Annotated in this window: 14 protein-coding genes; 5 read left to right on the forward strand and 9 right to left on the reverse strand. The window is 67.4% G+C overall.

The features are described 5' to 3' along the window. Positions 1–233: 233 nt before the first annotated feature. The 5 genes from CKO31_RS11865 to ppk1 all read right to left on the reverse strand — a co-directional run bounded on the left by CKO31_RS11865 (position 234) and on the right by ppk1 (position 5,671). Positions 234–1,979 (reverse strand): amidase family protein, encoded by a 1,746-nt coding sequence (locus CKO31_RS11865; RefSeq protein WP_242475316.1) that lies wholly within the window; start codon positions 1,977–1,979, stop codon positions 234–236. A 202-nt stretch (positions 1,980–2,181) separates the two neighbouring features. Then, entirely contained in the window at positions 2,182–2,706 is a 525-nt protein-coding gene (locus CKO31_RS11870) for a hypothetical protein (protein ID WP_200237528.1), read from the reverse strand. 196 nt (positions 2,707–2,902) lie between these two features. Beyond that, the gene (locus CKO31_RS11875) at positions 2,903–3,277 is read right to left on the reverse strand and encodes a DUF2442 domain-containing protein (protein ID WP_306341732.1); all 375 of its coding nucleotides are present in this window, start codon (positions 3,275–3,277) and stop codon (positions 2,903–2,905) included. Beyond that, positions 3,199–3,447 (reverse strand): DUF4160 domain-containing protein, encoded by a 249-nt coding sequence (locus tag CKO31_RS11880; RefSeq protein ID WP_200237535.1) that lies wholly within the window; start codon positions 3,445–3,447, stop codon positions 3,199–3,201. The genes CKO31_RS11875 and CKO31_RS11880 overlap by 79 nt, the downstream gene beginning before the upstream one ends. Position 3,448: 1 nt before the next feature. Next, positions 3,449–5,671, reverse strand: a complete 2,223-nt coding sequence (gene ppk1, locus CKO31_RS11885) for a polyphosphate kinase 1 (RefSeq protein ID WP_200237538.1) — start codon at positions 5,669–5,671, stop codon at positions 3,449–3,451. 186 nt (positions 5,672–5,857) lie between these two features. Between ppk1 and cmoA the strand changes: the two genes are divergently transcribed. The 4 genes from cmoA (at position 5,858) to CKO31_RS11905 (ending at position 8,361) form a co-directional block, all read left to right on the forward strand. Further along, on the forward strand, positions 5,858–6,589 hold the full coding sequence (gene cmoA, locus CKO31_RS11890) for a carboxy-S-adenosyl-L-methionine synthase CmoA (RefSeq protein WP_200237540.1): 732 nt from the start codon (positions 5,858–5,860) through the stop codon (positions 6,587–6,589). A gap of 37 nt (positions 6,590–6,626) precedes the next feature. Continuing rightward, positions 6,627–7,640 carry a tRNA 5-methoxyuridine(34)/uridine 5-oxyacetic acid(34) synthase CmoB gene (gene cmoB / locus CKO31_RS11895; protein ID WP_200237543.1) on the forward strand — a complete coding sequence of 338 codons (1,014 nt, stop codon included), beginning with the start codon at positions 6,627–6,629 and terminating at the stop codon, positions 7,638–7,640. A gap of 89 nt (positions 7,641–7,729) precedes the next feature. Then, positions 7,730–7,978, forward strand: coding sequence for an AbrB/MazE/SpoVT family DNA-binding domain-containing protein (locus CKO31_RS11900; protein ID WP_200237546.1), 249 nt, complete (start codon positions 7,730–7,732; stop codon positions 7,976–7,978). Continuing rightward, positions 7,975–8,361, forward strand: a complete 387-nt coding sequence (locus CKO31_RS11905) for a type II toxin-antitoxin system VapC family toxin (RefSeq protein WP_200237548.1) — start codon at positions 7,975–7,977, stop codon at positions 8,359–8,361. The genes CKO31_RS11900 and CKO31_RS11905 overlap by 4 nt, the downstream gene beginning before the upstream one ends. A gap of 16 nt (positions 8,362–8,377) precedes the next feature. Here CKO31_RS11905 and CKO31_RS11910 read toward each other — a convergent pair whose 3' ends face one another. The 4 genes from CKO31_RS11910 to CKO31_RS11925 form a co-directional block, all read right to left on the reverse strand. Then, positions 8,378–11,440: an efflux RND transporter permease subunit gene (locus tag CKO31_RS11910; protein ID WP_200237551.1), complete on the reverse strand. Its 3,063-nt coding sequence runs from the start codon at positions 11,438–11,440 to the stop codon at positions 8,378–8,380. Continuing rightward, the gene (locus tag CKO31_RS11915) at positions 11,437–12,678 is read right to left on the reverse strand and encodes an efflux RND transporter periplasmic adaptor subunit (protein ID WP_306341733.1); all 1,242 of its coding nucleotides are present in this window, start codon (positions 12,676–12,678) and stop codon (positions 11,437–11,439) included. The genes CKO31_RS11910 and CKO31_RS11915 overlap by 4 nt, the downstream gene beginning before the upstream one ends. A gap of 287 nt (positions 12,679–12,965) precedes the next feature. Then, positions 12,966–14,165 (reverse strand): glycerophosphodiester phosphodiesterase family protein, encoded by a 1,200-nt coding sequence (locus CKO31_RS11920; RefSeq protein ID WP_200237553.1) that lies wholly within the window; start codon positions 14,163–14,165, stop codon positions 12,966–12,968. 104 nt (positions 14,166–14,269) lie between these two features. Then, on the reverse strand, positions 14,270–14,761 hold the full coding sequence (locus CKO31_RS11925) for a hypothetical protein (RefSeq protein WP_242475317.1): 492 nt from the start codon (positions 14,759–14,761) through the stop codon (positions 14,270–14,272). A 292-nt stretch (positions 14,762–15,053) separates the two neighbouring features. Here CKO31_RS11925 and CKO31_RS11930 point away from each other — a divergent pair, with 292 nt between their 5' ends. After that, complete coding sequence (locus CKO31_RS11930; RefSeq protein WP_200237555.1) at positions 15,054–16,232, forward strand: toxic anion resistance protein; 1,179 nt, start codon at positions 15,054–15,056, stop codon at positions 16,230–16,232. The last annotated feature ends 322 nt before the right edge of the window (positions 16,233–16,554 follow it).

A 16,554-nucleotide genomic window follows, 5' to 3' on the forward strand; every position in this document is an offset into this window, starting at 1 on the left:
GTCACGTCGGGTGAGCCCGGGTGGGCTCGGCATGCAAGTCCCGTCGCTACATCTGCCTTGATAACACGGAAAGCCAGCGAGAAACACAGATTCGCACTAGGTCTTTCTGGTGTTATCGCTCGTTAGAGACCCGGGCCGGACTTAGGTTCTTTCACGCAGGATGGAAATAACGCCCGCCGCGCGGTCCCGGCGACGAGCGGCGCCGCCGGGCGCGGTGCCGGCGTGCGTCCCTGTCAGCGGTGGCCGGGCACCCTTGCCGCGGGCTGCGAGGGCGGATGCGGCAAAGGCCCGAAGCCCGGCGGTGGTCGGCGATGGCGGGTCGCCTGCTCATAGGCGTAGGCGTACTGGAACAGCTTGGCCTCGTCGAAGGGGCGTGCCAGCAGTTGCAGGCCGAGGGGCAGCCCGGAGACGGTGTGGCCCATGGGCACCGTGATGGCGGGCTGGCCGCTGTGCGGGGCGATGACGGGGCTGTTGTTGCCGCGGGGGCTGTCGTCGTCGCCGATGCGCCCTGGCGGGTTGGTCCAGGTTGGGTAGAGGATGGCGTCCACCCCGGTTTGGTCCATGGCCGAGACGACGCCTTGCAGCAGCGCGCGCCGACGCGGGTCGCCCTGCACGTCGACACAGGGTGGCTCTTGCTTGGCGGGCGCAGCGTCGACGGACATGGCCCATTGCATGGCGCCCGCGTGGCGCGGCAAGAACAGGCCCGCGGCGACGATGGCGTCCAGCGAGCGCACAGGTGCCGCAGGCCCTAGGCTTATCAGATAGCGGTCCAGGTCGTAGCGGAAGCGGCTACAGAAGCCAGTGGCGTTCGTGAGGGCTGTGAAGCGCGGGATGGTGAAGGGGTCCACCAGCGTGGCGCCGGCGCGCTCGAGGTCGGCCAAGGCGCGCTCGAAGACCGCCACCACCTTCGGGTCTGCGGTGTCGGTGTCCACCAGCGCCCGGAGCACGCCTAGACGGGCGCCGCGCAGCCCGTCGCTGCGCAGGAAGGCACGGTAGTTGTCCGGGGCACGGCCGCGGGCGGCTTGTGTGATGGGGTCCGCCGGGTCCGGGCCCGCCAGCACCGAGAAGACAATGGCCGTGTCGCGTACGGTCCGCATCAGGGGGCCGCCCACGTCGCGGTTGGCCAGTAAGGGCAGGATCCCGTCGCGGCTGGTGGCGCCCAGCGTCGAGCGGATGCCCACCAGGCCCGAGTGCGACGCCGGCCCGCGGATGGAGTTGCCGGTGTCCGTGCCCATGCCGATGATGCCGAGGCTCGCGGCGATGGCGGATGCCGTACCACCGCTGGAGCCCGCCGGCACCCGCGAGAGGTCGTAGGCGTTGCGGGTCTCGCCGTGGGTGGAGCTGATGGTGCGGTAGGGGCTGAAGGCCCATTCGCCCATGTTCGCCTTGGCGAGCACGATGGCCCCGGCGGCGCGCAGCTGGCGGACCATGAAGGCATCGTCCGGCGGCACCGTGCCCGCCAGGGCCGCGGAGCCCGCTTCGGTGGGCATGTCCGCGGTATCGAAGTTGTCCTTCAGGATGACTGGCATGCAGTGCAGGGTGCGCAGCCGCCCGAGGCGCGCCTGCTCCGCGTCCAGTGCCCGAGCCCGATCCAGGGCCTCGGGATTGACGGCGATGATGGCGTTCAGCGCATCGGCCGGCGATGCCGGCACTTCGAGCCGGCCGACAGGCCCGTTGTCTGCGGCCTCTGGTGCGGCGGGCGCTTGCGTGCGCGATGGCGGCTGCTCCGCATCCGCGCCGGGCTCGGGCGGCGGATCGAAGGTCTGGATACGGGCCAGATAACCCCTCGTCAGCCCCTCGCAGCTGAGGCGGCCCTGCGACAGCGCCGCATGCGCCCCGTCGATGGTGAGCTCTACCAGGCTTGGTGCCGCCGGGCTCGATGTCGCCGGGCTCGATGTCGCCGGGCTCGGTTCCGCCGCCGGCGTCGACTGCCGCCCACACCCGGCCGCCAACAGAGCCGCGACCAGAATTGCAGGCAAAATTCTGGGGACGGTAACCTTATTTTGCCACATGGAGGTCGTGTCGCGGCGCGGCCAGAAGATGCTCGCGTCCTTTGCGCCTTTGCGGAAGATACCTTTCTCCCGGCTATGCACGCTAAGCGCCGGTTGGCAGTGGGTGGACTGCGCTGCGCTTGTCCACCCGGCCTAAGTCATTACGGGGACGGTAACCTTATCTTGCGCTTTAACCGCAGTCGACTTCGCTGCGCTCCAGGTGAAGCCTGCATTCCGTCGGCGCGATGTCTTCGCCCGCCATTTCCAGTGCAAAGCCGTCTGGATTCTGCCGGGCCCAGGCTGCGGCTTCCGCGCTGCCTGCCATGAAGCCGACGACCCGAAGCTTGGAGACCGCTGTCGGGTCGGTGATGACATAGGACGCACTGCGCTGCACCGTTTCGCCCGCCTGTGGCGCCTGCGTGAAGGTGACGTTGACCCTGAGCCCGGCGGGCAAGGGCTCCGTGGGGTCGGATTCGAGAATTTTGACGTAGACCGTCGCACAGACGTCGTCGCCGTCGCTCTCGCCGGTCCAGCCCGGCACGCTGTCGGAGGTGGCGGCGGGGTCGAAGTGCTCCCGCGCCACCTGGCAGTCGCCGGGGAAGGTCATATCGGTGACCGATAGGACCTCCCATTTGTCGTAACACCCCGTGAGCGAAAGGCCACTGAGAACGGCTGCGGCGATGACTTTGGCGGCGGGGCGGACGAGCACGGGCATGGTCGAGGGTCTCTGGCGGTACAACGGCAGTAGCCGGGAATGGCGCTGATGACGCACATTCTCAAGCTAAAGACAGGGGCGGCGGGCGTCGCTGTTGCCTCCGGGTCAGCCGCGATGCCTCGAGCCAAGCCGAGAGCGCGGCGGGGTTGCTGACGCCCTCGCGACATCGCCGGGCGGACCGATGCATGATGGTGGCTCATCCCTTCGCTGTTTCCCCGCCTGGCACGTCATGCCCGGCTCCGCCCCTCTCGGTAATGCCGTGTTGCCATAGCTCGTACTCGCTTATGTCGATGTCGGGCCCCCAAGAGACTGCGTAGCCACCCGGCTCCACCGCGACAGTCTCAAAGAAATGCGGATTCTTGAGCGGCGCGAACATTTCCCGATCTGTCAGACGCTGGACGTCATAGCGTTTCATGACAGCGTTGTCGAAGGTGACCAACAGCACGTGGCCCTCTATCGGAATGACGTGGCGAACCCTGGGGATACTAGCTGTCATTGTAGCGGTGGCAGTTTTTGAAACTGCTGCTTCATCCACATGCGCTTGAGATCTTGCTGGTAAGTACTCGCCCATTCGACGACGAGCTTTCTTGCTCGCGGCGGTAAGTCACCCTCGATCATGTCGAGCGTATCGATGTTGAAGAGTGCAACGTACTCACCGTAGACAGCGTGGAAATGGGGTGGTGGATGATCCCCGAAAAAGAGCTTGATAATGATTCCATAGAATCGACTGATCTCCGGCATCTCAACCCTTCTCAGCCAGTCGATTCTCGAAGTGGCTCAGCAGCCTTGAGCGCAAGGTCTTCTCCTTGTGCTTGGCGGCGGCGGCGAGGCGCTTTTCCGCGACGCCGATGAGGGTCTGCTGGGTGCCCTTGGATTTCTCGTCAGCGGGTGTGCGTTGGGTGTAGCTGCCGTCGGAGTGCATGTCCCAGGCGGTGCGCTCGTCGGCGAGCTGCACGTCGAGGATCAGGCGCAGCTCTTGGCGCAGCTCCGGGTTCTCCACCGGGGCGATGACCTCGACACGGCTCTCGAGGTTGCGGCCCATCATGTCTGCGGAGCCGATGTAGTACTCCTCGTCGCCGCCGTTGTGGAAGTACAGGATCCGCGCATGCTCCAAGAAGCGCCCGACGATGCTGATGACCTGCGCGCCTTCGCTGAGGCCGGGCAGCCCGGGGCGGAAGCGGCAGGTGTCGCGGACGATGAGATCCAGCTTGACCCCGGCGCGGCTTGCCTTATAGAGCGCGCGGACGATGTCCACGTCCTCCAGCGCGTTCATTTTCATCTGGATGTGACCGCCGCCTTGCTCTTGGTGCAGGCTGATCTCGCGCTCGATCTTGCCGAGGATGCCGCGCTTGAGGGTATAGGGCGCCGCGAGGATCTTGCGGTAGCTGGGCGGCGGCGAGTAGCCGGTGAGATAGTTGAACAGCTCCGTCAGGTCGGCGCCGATGTCCTCGTCGCAGCCGAGCATGCCGAGATCCGTGTAGAGCTTGGCGGTGCCGCCGTGGTAGTTGCCGGTGCCGACGTGGTAGTAGCGGCGCAGCTGGGCGTAGTCGCGGCGGACGACGAAGATCAGCTTGCTGTGGGTCTTGAGGCCCATGACGCCATAGGTGACATGGATGCCCTCGGCCTCCAGCCGCCGCGCCCAGCCGATGTTGGCGGCCTCGTCGAAACGCGCCTTCAGCTCCACCAGCACGGCCACCTGCTTGCCGTTCTGTGCCGCCTCGATCAGGGACTCCAGGATGGCGCCGCCGGAGGTGCGGTACAGCGTCATCTTGATGGCTAGGACTTTCGGGTCCTGCGCGGCCGTGGCAAGAAAGCGCTCCACGGTGGTGGAGAAGGACTGATACGGGTGCTGCACCAGCAGCGGCCCGGTCTCGCGGATGATGTGGAAGATGTTGCGGCGGTCGTTGCCGAGGATCGGATGGTCGCCCGGGCGATGGGGCGGATCGCGCAGCTCCGGGAAATCCAGTGAGGCCAGCTCGAAGAGGTCGCGCTTGGCCATCATGCCGGGGACCTCGTAGACGTCTTCTTCCTCGTTGAGGCCGAGCTCGGCGGCGAGCATGCCGCGATGCGTCTTGTCCATGCCCGCCTGCACCTCAAGGCGCACGATGGGCGCGAAATGGCGCTCGCGCAGCTCCGTTTCGATGTGCTCCAGCAGGTCGTTGGCGGCCTCTTCGGTGGGCTCGACAATGGCGTTGCGGGTGACGCGGAAGAGCTCGCAGCTGTCGATCTCCATGCCCGGGAAGAGCATGTCCAGGTTGTTGACGATGACGTCTTCCAGCCTGACGAAGGTGTTGACACCGTCCACCCGGATCAGCCGCCTGCTGATGTCCTTGCTGATCGGCACCTTGACGCGAGCCATGTAGACCTCGGTACCGCCGGGGTAGCGCAGCGTCACCAGCAGGTTCAGCGCCAGATTGGAGATGAACGGGAAGGGGTGGGCCGGGTCCATGGCCAGCGGCGTGATCATGGGGAAGATGTCGGTGCGGTATTGCTCGCGCAGGCGCTCGCGGGCGTCCTTGGGCAAGGATTCAACGGCGGCGAGCCGGATGTCGTGGGCTTCGAGCTCCGTCAGCAGCTCCTGGAAGATGCGCTCCTGGTCTGCCTGCATCTGCGCCAGCACGGCGCGGCACTCCTGTACCTGCTGCACGGGTGAGCGGCCGTCCACGGTCAGCGTGTGCACACCGGCGGCGATCTGCTGCTTGAGCCCGCCGATGCGCTTCATGAAGAATTCATCGAGATTGTTGTTGACGATGGCCAGGAACTTGACCCGTTCCAGCAGGGGTGTGCGGGGGTCGTCGGCCTCGTGCTGCACGCGCTGGTTGAAGGCGAGCCAGGTAAGCTCGCGGTTCAGGTACAGCGCCGGGTCATCGAGGTCGGGCGGCTCCGGCGGTGCCTCTAGCTCCGTGTCCACGGTGGCGATGTCGGTGTCCTCGTCGAGCAGGACATTCGGGTCGGTGTCGTTCATGGCGCTGGAGACTCCGGCAGGGCTGCGGTTCCGATTGACAACAAGGTATCGTATCAACGCCGGTACGCCCATGTGTGATGGTTTTTTGATCCGCTGCATGACCGCTGCCGGCTCTGGTGGCTGCCCCCAGCCGTTGCTGGCTGCGCCTAGGCTTGGAGCCCTTTGGTCGAATCGACAAGCGATACCATGAGCGCCCCCACCGAGCCCCACGACAGCCTCTTTGCCGGCGCCGCCCCGCCGACGGACTTCGTCTTCGACCAGCAGGTGGCGCGGGTCTTTCCCGACATGCTGCGTCGCTCTGTGCCCGGCTGGCCAGAGCTGTTGCGCCTTCTGGGGCTGGTGGCGGCGCGGGTGTCTGTGCCCGGACGGCCCATCTATGACCTCGGCTGCTCCCTGGGCGCCACCTCGGCGAGTCTGCTGGCGCGGCTGCCGCAGGCGCGCATCGTTGCCGTGGACAATGCGCCGGCGATGCTGGACGGCTTGCGCGCGCGGCTCGCCGAGCCTGTGGCGGCGGGTCGCGTTCGGCCCGTCTGCGCGGACATCGTGGATGTGCCCGTGAGCGATGCGGGGCTCATCGTACTGAACCTGACGCTTCAATTCGTGCCGCCAGCGGCGCGGCAGGATCTGCTGCGCCGGCTGCGGGCGGGACTCGTCCCGGGGGGCGCTTTGTTGCTGGTGGAGAAGGTGATCTTTCCCGATGCCGCCACTGACGCGCTGATGGACGGTTTGCATCAGGACTTCAAGCGCGGCCAGGGCTACAGCGCGCTCGAGATCGCCCGCAAGCGTGCGGCGCTGGAAGCGGTGCTGGTGCCTGAGGACATCGAGACCCACGAGGAGCGCCTGCGCGCGGCGGGCTTCACCCGCATCGAGCGTTGGTTTCAGTGCCTCAACTTCGTCGGCTGGCTGGCGCGGGGCTGATGGCGCTCGGCAGCTGCACCCGGCGTCGGCGAGGGCGATGACCCTGCGGCGCCTCGCGCCTTTTTTTGCACGGATGGCGGCGACGCCGGCGGCGACCTGGGCGGCGCCGCTGCGGCGACTCGCCGCCGAGCGCTTGCACCCGGAGCGCCACGGGGATCTGCCGGGCTGGCTGCAAGCGCTGGAGTCGCTGCCGCGGATCGAGCCCGGGGAGATCCAGCTCGATGCAGACTGTGTGCAGGTGGAGCGGGGGCCGGGTGTGCACGGCTCGGCCGGCGAGGCGCTACGCAGCGGCCTCGATGCGCTGCATCCCTGGCGCAAGGGGCCTTTCTGTCTGCATGGCGTTCGCATCGACGCCGAGTGGCGCGCGGACTGGAAATGGGCCAGGGCCGCCGCTGCCATCGCACAACTGCACGACCGATTGGTGCTGGATGTCGGCGGCGGTAACGGCTATTACGGCTACCGGGCGCTCGGGGCCGGTGCCGCCTTGGTGCTCGGCATCGACCCGACGTTGCGCTTCGTGCTCCAGTTCCTGGCAGTGAACCAGTACCTACGCCAAGACCGGCTGGCGGTGCTGCCGGCGGCGGATACGGACCTGCCGCTCCTGGCCGCCGACGGCCCCTTCGACACGGCATTGTCCATGGGTGTGCTCTATCACCGCCGCGACGCCGCCGCACACCTGGCGCAGCTCTATCGTGCGCTGCGCCCGGGCGGCGAGCTGGTGCTAGAAACCCTGGTGCTCCCGCACGACCCAAAGTCCGTATTGAGGCCGCCCGGGCGCTATGCACGCATGCGCAACGTCCATGCGATTCCTGGCATCGACGTGCTCCGGGGCTGGCTCGACGGCGCCGGTTTTCGTCGTGTCGAGGTCGCCGACGTCACCCGCACCACCACCGACGAGCAGCGCAGCACCCCGTGGATGCGCTTCGAATCCCTGGCCCAGTGCCTGAGCCCGGCCAACCCGCAGCGCACCATCGAGGGCCACCCAGCGCCCACCCGTGCGCTGCTCACCGCACAAAAAAGGGGTCAGTGCGGCCTTGCCAGGCCGCACTGACCCGATTCTTAATTCTTAGACCTGGTCTCCGGAATCCCAAGTCTGCTAGGATCTGGAATTCTTACTCGGTATTACTTGGAGGAAGGCCGATGGATGCGACAACTGTCACCAGCAAGGGGCAGGTCACCATTCCGAAGGCCGTTCGACAGCGTCTCGGTATCCGCACCGGCGCCAAGATCGGCTTCGAGGTCGTTGGCGATCATGTGGAGCTCAGGCTACTGAGTCGGCCCGTGGCCGAAGTGGACGGGGGCTTCGGCATGCTCAGATCGCGGCGTGCGTCCGTTCCCGCGGACTTCGATGCGGCCTCGCTGCTGCAAGAGCATCGGGACGATTCATGATCGGTGTGGACACCAATGTGCTCGCCCGTTATTACATCGACGACGCGACCGATGCCGAGGCCGCGAGACAACGCGAAGCGGCGCAACGGCTGATCGAATCCGGCAGCGCGCTGCTGGTCAGCAAGACGGTCTTGCTGGAACTGGAGTGGGTCATGCGCGGCTATTACGGATTCGAGCCGGCGGACGTCTCCAGGGTATTGACGCATCTGCTGTCGCTGGAGCACGTCGAGATCGAAGACCGTGACGCGGTGCAGCAGGCGGTCGAGTCTCATGCCGCCGGCCTCGACTTCGCCGATGGTCTGCACCACGCCAGCTACCGCCGATGCGAGGGTATGGCGACATTCAGCAGACCAAAAAGGGGTCAGAGCCCTTTAAATCTTTAAGGGCTCTGACCCCTTTTTAGGTGCGGGCGGCGGCGGTGGCTTCCAGCTCGCGCTGGGTTTGGCGGGAGGCCACCAAGACGTACATGCCGGGCACGATGAACAGCGTGAAGAGCGTGCCGATGCCGAGGCCCGTGGTGATGACCAGGCCGATGTCGAAGCGACTGACGGCGCCGGGGCCGGTGGCGGTGAGCAGCGGGATCATGGCCACCAGCATGGAGACCGTGGTCATGAGGATGGGCCGCAGGCGAATCATGGCCGCCTTGACCACGGCATCGTGTTTGCTTAGCCCTTCGCGCTCGCGCAGCTGATTGGAGAACTCGACGATGAGGATGCCGTTCTTGGCGATGAGTCCGATGAGGGTGATCAGGCCGACTTGGGTGTAGATGTTCACCGTGCCAAAGCCTAAGAACAGAAACGCCATGGCGCCGGCGATACTGAGCGGCACGGACATCAGGATGACGAAGGGGTCGCGCCAGCTCTCGAACTGGGCCGCCAGCACGAGATAAATCACCAGGATGGACAGGAAGAAGGTGATCTCCAGCGCCGCGCCTTCTTGCTTGAACTGGCGGGACTCGCCCTTGTAGTCGAAGCGCACATTGCGCGGGGCCACTTCGCGGGCGGTGGTCTCGAGGTAGTCCAGCGCTTCGCCGAGTGAGGTCAGCATGACGCCGGAGAGGGTGACGGCGTTGAGCTGCTGGAACTGCACGCGCTTGGATGGCACCACCTCTTCGCGCACGCTCACCAGTGTGGACAGCGGCACCAGCTCGCCGGAGGCGGTGGCGATCTGGTAGTCCTGGATCTTCTCCAGATCATTGCGGGCGGCATCCGGTACCTGCGGGATCACCTGGTAGCTGCGTCCCGCCAGGCTAAACCAGTTGACATAGTCCTGGTTCAGCATGGATGCCAGCGACTGGCCGATGGCGCGCATGCTGATGCCCAGATCCCCGGCCAGGTCCCGGTCCACCTCAATGATGGTGCGCGGGCGGGTCAGCTTGATGTCCTTGCTCAAGAACATGAACTTGCCGCTTTGCATTGCGCGGCCGACGATCTGATCTGCGTAGCCGGTCAGCTCTTCCACCGGCAGATCGGAGATGAGCACGAACTCCACCGGGATGCCCTGGCCGGGGGAGGGCAGGCTCGGGCGGGGGAAGATCACGGTGTCGAACCCGGCGATGCCGCCGAGCATGCCCTGGAGCTGCGGCTGGATGTCCATCTGCGAGCGCTCGCGCTCGGAGGGCTGGGGCATCTTGAAGCCGCCGAAGGTGGTGGCGGTGTCGCCCATGAAGCCCGCGATGATGAAGCTCTCCTGGTACTCCGGCACCTGCTCGAAGGTGCGCTGGAGCTGCTCCACGTAGCGCTTGTTGTAGTCCACGGTGGCGGTCTGCGGCGCCGTGGCCATGAAGAACAGGATGCTCTGGTCCTCCGTCGGCGCCAGCTCTTTCTGAGAGAAGCTGTACATGGCGCCGATGCTCGCGACGACGACGAGGGCCACCAGCACCGTGCTGCTCGGGTACTTGAGCCACCAGCGCAGGGCTCCGGCATAGCCCTTGGCGAGGCCGTCGAAGAAGTGCTCGACAGTGCGCTCGAAGCGGGCCTGGTTGCCCGCCGGCCGCAACACGCGCGCCGCGATCATCGGCGAGAGCGTCAGCGCCACGATGCCGGAGATAAGCACCGCCGCCGCCAAGGAGAAGGCGAACTCCACAAACAGCGAGCCCACCAGCCCGCCCATGAAGCCGATGGGCGCATAGACGGCCACCAGGGTGGTGGTCATGGCGACGATGGGCAGCGCCAGCTCGCGGGCCGCGTCCATGGCCGCCTGCATGCGCGGCTTGCCCATCTCGATATGCCGGTGCACGTTCTCCACGACGACGATGGCGTCGTCGACCACGAGACCGATGGCCAGCACCAGCGCCAGCAGCGTCAACAGATTGATGCTAAAGCCCATCAGCAGCATCAGAAAGGCCGCGCCGACGATGGCCAGCGGCACCGTCACCGATGGCACGATGGCCGCGCGGACCGAGCCCAGCGACAGGAAGATCACGAACAGCACGATGACCACCGCCTCGGCCAGGGTCTTGAAGACCTCCTCGATGGACTCCTCGATAAACTCGCTGGCGTCGTAGGGGATGTGCGCCTGCAGCCCCTCCGGGAACTGGGTTTTCAGCTCCGGCATCAGCGCGTGCACCCGCTCGGCGACCGTGAGCGGATTGGCCCCGGGTGTTGGCTCGATGCCGATAAAAATGGCCGGGATGCCCTTGTACAGGGTGGCCGAGTCGTAGTCCTGGGAGCCGAGCTCCACCTCGGCGATATCGCGCAGGCGCACCAGGGCGCTCTCGTCGGCGCGGATGACCAGGTCGCGGAAGTCCTCGACACCGCTGACATCGGTGTTGGTGGCCAGGTCCACCTGCACCATGTCGCCGCGCAGATTGCCGATGCCGGCCAGGTAGTTGTTGGCCGCCAGGACTTCGGCGACGTCCTCGCCGGTGACGCCGAGCGCCGCCATCCGGTCCGGATCCAGCCACACGCGCATGGCGTAGGTCTGGTTGCCGAAGATCTCGGCCTTGGCCACACCCTCCAGCGCCTGAAGCTGCGGCTGCACCACCCGCAGCAGGTAGTCGGTGATCTGCGCCAGGCCCAGCTCCTCGCTGTAGAAGGCGAGGTACATCAGCGCCGTGGCGTCACCGGTGGTGGAGGTGATCACCGGATTCTGGGCCGCCTCCGGTAGCACGTTGAGACGACTTGCGACCTTGGCCTGGATCTCGGCGATGGCGGCGTTGGGGTCGTAGTTGAGGCGCATGGTCGCCTCGATGGTGGACATGCCCTGGGTGCTGGTGGAGGTCAGGTAATCGATGCCGTCGGCCTCGGCCACCGCCTGCTGGAGCGGTGTCGTGATAAAGCCCTGCACCAAGTCGCTGCCGGCGCCTGGATACGCGGTGGAGATGGTCACCACCGTGTTCCGGGTCTCCGGGTATTGGCGCACCTCCAGGCCCAGGAAGGAGCGAAGCCCCAGGATGAAGATCAACAGGCTGACGACGCTCGCCAGCACGGGGCGGCGGACGAAGATGTCGGTGAAGGTCATGAGCCGTCACCGTTGCTCGTCGCGGTATCCGGTGCGGCCTGCGCCGTCGACTCCGGGTCCGCCGCGGCCTGCTCCAGCTCACCCGGGGCCATGCCGGCGTCCTGCACGATCTGCACCTCGGCGCCGTTGCGCAGTTTCTGATGGCCCGCCAGCACCACCCGATCGCCCTCGGACAGGCCATCGAGCACCTCCACCAAGTCGCCGCGCACGGCGCCGGTGGTGATCTGTTTGCGATCGACCACGAGCTTGGTGTCGGCGGGCTGGTCCGGGCTAGCTTCCGCGCCGCTCGCATCCTCCGGCGCCGCCGGCTGCTCCTTAATCAGGAACACCGAGTCGCCGTAGGTGTTGAAGGCCACCGCGCGGCGCGGCAGCACCAGCACCTGCTCGCGCACCGGCATCAGGGTCGCCACCTTGGCGAACATCCCGGGTCGCAGGCGGCCGTTCGGGTTCGGCAGCTCGGCCCGCACCTGCACGTTGCGGGTGCCCTGGTCCACCGTCGGGCTGATGGCCTGGATACGGCCGGTGAAGACCTCGCCCGGATAGGCCGCCACCCGCACCTGCACCCTCTGGTCTTCGACGAGCTTGGCCAGGTGGCGCTCCGGCAGCTTGTAGTCCACGAACACCGGATCCAACGCCTCCAGCGCGACGATGGACGAGCCCTCCGGCAGATACTGGCCGATATCGATCTGGCGGATGCCGAGCACGCCGTCGAAGGGCGCGCGGACGGTCATTTTGTCGATGAGCGCGCGCTTACCGGCCACGGCGGCCCGGGCGCGGGCGAGCTCGGCCTGGATCTGGTCGACGTCGCCCTGGGAGACGGCCCGGTCGCGCAGCAGCTTGGTGTTGCGCTCGATCTGCAGCTGCGCCAGCTCCAGCGACGCCTCGAGGCCCTTCAGATCCGCTTCGTCCACGGTGGTGTCCAGCTGAACCAGCGGCTGGCCGGCGCGCACCTGGTCGCCGGACTCGAAGCGGATGGTCTGCACCTGCCCCGGCACCTCATTGTTGACCATGACCCCCTGGACCGCGCGCACGCTGCCCACCGCGTCCAGCTGCGGCTGCCAGCGCTGGCTCTGCACCCGCACCTCGGAGACGGACGACGGCGGCATGGGTTGGGACAGCTGGGCCATCTGTGCCGTCACCTGCTCGTATTTCATGTAGGCGAGGCCGCCCACCAGTGCGGCGAGGATCAGCAGAACCGAGAGCAGGCGCAGGAACATAGAGGGCTTTGGGCGTTGCATGGCGGGGTCGCGGTGACGGCCGCGGGGCATCCCCGGGGTCGAAGTCAAACGCGCGTTTGTATTGGAACGTGGAGTATAGCGGCCGCCGCCCGAGCCCGCGCCAGCTTTACGCAATTGCCGGCGTCGGAACCGGGCCCCGGGACAACGCGAAGCTGCGTGGACTGCGCTCGATCAATCCCGGAGCCCGCGGCGCCTGGCGCGTTTTCGGTGCCGGATCGAGGTTGGCCAGCGAACGGCCGCGGCCGCAGGGGTTTACGGATGAGGCATCTTCGCGAGTGCAGCTGCAATCATGGCGGGCCGGCGTCTCGCGCACGCAGCGCCGCCCGCGCCGCCGCCGGGTCGTCGCTGAAGAGTCCGTCCACCCCGGCCGCGAGCAGCTGCGAGAGCTCGTCCCGAAAGGACTGCGGCTCGCCCCTCGGCGTCAGCGCCAGGAAGGGCTCCTCCGGGCGCAGCGTAAAGGGATGCACCGCGAGGCCGGCGGCATGGGCGATGCGCACCAACGGTGTCTCCTCGCCCGTGAGCTGCTGGGTGATCTCGGCGCGCCCGTCGGCATCGCCGTCCACGGGCTCCGACAGCGTGCGGCGGGGGAGGATCAAGAGCTTCCAGGGGCCGATGGCGCTCGCGTAGTTGGCGACGGCTGCCGCCCCCTCGGCGCTCGCGAGTGCGGCATAGCCCGCCTGCCAGCCGTCGCCCCGTCGGATCACCGCCGCCAGCTCGTCGCCGTAGATGTCGGCCAGGTCGTCGCCGTTGCGCGCGTGGTGGACCAGGTCGAAGGGCCGTGAGAAGCCGCCCCCGCCGGCGTTGATGAAGCGGCCAGTCACGTCGCCGATGAGCTGCACCAGCGGCAGGTCCAGCCCGGCTTGCGGCAGGATGTCGCGTCGCAGCGACACTAGCGACGCCGGCTCGAAGGATTGGATGTAGACCCGCGCGGGGTCGGTGAAATCCTCGCGCGCGAGCGCCGCCACCAGCAGGGCGCCCAGATCCAGCGCGATCAGTGTGCCGTCCAGGTGCCGCCCCGTATGGCGGAAATAGGTGGGGTGCTTGATCTCGGGGTAGATGCCGACGCGCCGACCCATCGCCTGCTCGGCACGGCGCACCAGGGTGATGATCTCCGCCAGCGTGGGGATGCAAAAGCGCCCGTCGAAGGCACTGTTGGCCGGGCGGATTGCCGGGATGCGCTCGCGCGCGCGCAGGGTCTTGAGCTCGTCGAGGGTGAAGTCCTCGGTGAACCAGTCGGTGACCGGCTCGCCGTCGATGGTCTTGGTGGTGCGCCGGTCTGCGAAGTCTTGGTGCGCGGCGATGTCCGTGGTGTCGGACAGGGCGTTCTCGTGGCGGGCGATGAGCACGCCGTCGCGGGTGGGCACCAGGTCCGGCTCGATGAAGTCGGCCCCTTGCTCGATGGCCAGCTGATAGGCCGCCAGCGTGTGCTCGGGACGGTAGGCGCTGGCGCCGCGGTGGGCGATGACGATGGGTGGGTGACTCGGCATCTGCGGCACTCGGGCGCTGGGCGGGGTGGGCTCGTCGGTTGCTGTGAGCACCGGTGGCTGTAGGAGCAGGATCCAGGCGGCGATGCCATGAACGGACCGAGGCGTCACTGAGCGACGGCCTTGCGCGCCATGTCGCCGGCGTCCTCCACGAGCTGCCGGCCTTGCTTCAGCATGGCTTGCTTCACCGCCTGCGCCAGCGCCGGGCGGCTCAGGGCCTCGCCGGCGATAATGACCCGCTCGGGCGACGTGGCGTAGGCGTTTAGCGGGTTGGCCAGCTGGTCCGCGGTGTCTTCCACCGCATCGTGCGCGTAGAAGCAGGTCGCGCGGCCGGGTCTGTCGCCGACGCGGTAGGCGAGCCGAACCTCCGCCCCCTGGTAGCCGCGGGTACGGATCTCCGGTGCCTCGAACGCGGGCGCCGCGCTCGTCTGCACCGCCACGATGTCCTTGCACAGGGTCACGCGCACGTCTTCGCCCGCGCCGGAGCAGCCGAGGCCGAGCGACAGCGCCAGCAGCATTGCGGCGCCGGCGCGCAGCCGCGGCGGGGCGGCCTGTATGGTGCGGAGGCCGGGAGCGGGGCGGTCTGTGCTGGCGGACATGGGCTGGGACTCTCTCATCTTGCAGAAGGTGACTCGGGAACGACGCAAGAGGCGGTTGGTCGTGCTGGTTGCCGCAGCGCGCATCGATGACGACAACGATAGCCATAGCCAGCGGGGGGAGATGCGTCGGCGGCGCTTAGTATCGCACGCGCCATACCGACTGCCCGCTGGTGCCGGACGCTGGCGCCAAGCCATGTGCTGCCGGCCGATTCGCCGCACGCGGGCGCGCCGGTTGCCGCCGTTGTGGGAGAATCGCGGATCTTCGAGCGACACATTGTGGAGTGGAGCGACCATGAGCGAGCCGTCTTCGGACACCAGGGCGCAGCCATCGGAGCTGGCGGCGGTGCATGAGACCGCCGCGCTGCCTGCGAGCGAGATCGTCGCCCTGGACGACGCGCCGCCGGCGGAGCAGCGGCAGATCAAGGGCCTCTTGGCGGAGCTGGACCTGACGGACTCCAGCTCCATCATGCATTTCGGTGCCAAGGCCCAGCAGCAGCTGACGGAGGTCTCGGACCAGATGTTGGAGGGGGTGCGCAGCAAAGACACCGGCGCCGCCGGGGCTACGCTGAGTCAGATGGTGGGCACGCTGCGCGGCTTCGACGTGGAGGCGCTCGACCCCAACGCGAAGCCGGGCTTTCTGGCGCGGCTGTTCGGCGGCGCCGGCAAGCCCATTATGAAGTTCCTGCAGGAGTACGAGGAGGTGCGCGACCACATCGAGCGCATCACCATCGATCTGGAGCGGCACAAGACCCGGCTGCTCACGGACGTCACCAGCTTGGACCGGCTCTACGACGCCAACCTGAATTATTTTCGGCAGCTGGAGCACTACATCGCCGCGGGCGATGCCAAGCTGAAGGAGCTGGACGAGGCGACCATCCCGAAGCTGGCCAGCGAGGTGGAGCAGGCCGACGACATGGTGCAGGCGCAGAATCTGCGCGACCTGCGCAGCGCCCGCGACGACCTGGAGCGGCGCGTGCACGACCTGCGCCTGACCCGGCAGGTGGCCATGCAGGCGTTGCCGAGCATCCGCCTGGTGCAGGAGAACGACAAGGGGCTCATCAACAAGATCAACTCGACCTTGGTGAACACCGTGCCCCTGTGGCGCCAGCAGCTGGCGCAGGCCATCACCATCTACCGCTCCGGTCGCGCCGCCGAGACCGTCAGGGCCGCCAACGACCTCACCAACGAGCTGCTGCGCGCCAACGCCGAGAACCTGAAGACCGCCAACGCCGAGGCGCGCAAGCAGATCGAGCGCGGCGTCTTCGACATCGAGACGGTCAAGCAGGCCAATCAAGCGCTCATCGAGACCATCGAAGAGAGCCTAGCCATCGCCGACGAGGGCAAGCGCGCCCGCGCGGCGGCCGCCACAGAGCTGACCCAGATGGAAGCGGACCTGCGCAAGTCCCTGGCCGCGGCGAGTGCTGCGACCTCCGGTCAGCAGAAGGACACGCGCTCCAGCACCAACCCGTAGGTCGGGCCGACGCCGGGAGGCCCGACGCGCCGGCTGGGGGAGCGTCTACGCGCTGTCCTGGTGTCCTGGTGTCCTGGTGTCCTGGTCGCGAAGCTCCAGCTTCGCGACCCCAGCGGCGAAGCTCTGCTTCGCGGATCCGGCGAGAGATGCGTCGCCATTGGTCATGGCCCACCAGCGCGTGCCCGCCCAGCGACGGCAAGCAGAGTTTGCGGCGAGGCGTCGCGAAGCAGAGCTTCGCGACGAGGGTCGCGGAGTGCGGCGGGCTCGATGCCCGCGGCGGGCGTTGTCCTGGTCGCGAAGCTCCAGCTTCGCGACCCCAGCG

This window comes from Thiohalocapsa halophila, assembly GCF_016583825.1.
In the GTDB taxonomy this organism is placed as follows: domain Bacteria; phylum Pseudomonadota; class Gammaproteobacteria; order Chromatiales; family Chromatiaceae; genus Thiohalocapsa; species Thiohalocapsa halophila.

What these genes read in the sequence shown, in the direction of transcription:
- CKO31_RS11870 (WP_200237528.1), bottom strand. Translation starts at nt 2,706, where the DNA reads ATGCCCGTGCTCGTCCGCCCCGCCGCCAAAGTCATCGCCGCAGCCGTT.
- CKO31_RS11875 (WP_306341732.1), bottom strand. Translation starts at nt 3,277, where the DNA reads ATGGGCGAGTACTTACCAGCAAGATCTCAAGCGCATGTGGATGAAGCA.
- CKO31_RS11880 (WP_200237535.1), bottom strand. Translation starts at nt 3,447, where the DNA reads ATGCCGGAGATCAGTCGATTCTATGGAATCATTATCAAGCTCTTTTTC.
- ppk1 (WP_200237538.1), bottom strand. Translation starts at nt 5,671, where the DNA reads ATGAACGACACCGACCCGAATGTCCTGCTCGACGAGGACACCGACATC.
- cmoA (WP_200237540.1), top strand. Translation starts at nt 5,858, where the DNA reads ATGAGCGCCCCCACCGAGCCCCACGACAGCCTCTTTGCCGGCGCCGCC.
- cmoB (WP_200237543.1), top strand. Translation starts at nt 6,627, where the DNA reads ATGACCCTGCGGCGCCTCGCGCCTTTTTTTGCACGGATGGCGGCGACG.
- CKO31_RS11900 (WP_200237546.1), top strand. Translation starts at nt 7,730, where the DNA reads ATGGATGCGACAACTGTCACCAGCAAGGGGCAGGTCACCATTCCGAAG.
- CKO31_RS11905 (WP_200237548.1), top strand. Translation starts at nt 7,975, where the DNA reads ATGATCGGTGTGGACACCAATGTGCTCGCCCGTTATTACATCGACGAC.
- CKO31_RS11910 (WP_200237551.1), bottom strand. Translation starts at nt 11,440, where the DNA reads ATGACCTTCACCGACATCTTCGTCCGCCGCCCCGTGCTGGCGAGCGTC.
- CKO31_RS11915 (WP_306341733.1), bottom strand. Translation starts at nt 12,678, where the DNA reads ATGCAACGCCCAAAGCCCTCTATGTTCCTGCGCCTGCTCTCGGTTCTG.
- CKO31_RS11920 (WP_200237553.1), bottom strand. Translation starts at nt 14,165, where the DNA reads ATGCCGAGTCACCCACCCATCGTCATCGCCCACCGCGGCGCCAGCGCC.
- CKO31_RS11925 (WP_242475317.1), bottom strand. Translation starts at nt 14,761, where the DNA reads ATGTCCGCCAGCACAGACCGCCCCGCTCCCGGCCTCCGCACCATACAG.
- CKO31_RS11930 (WP_200237555.1), top strand. Translation starts at nt 15,054, where the DNA reads ATGAGCGAGCCGTCTTCGGACACCAGGGCGCAGCCATCGGAGCTGGCG.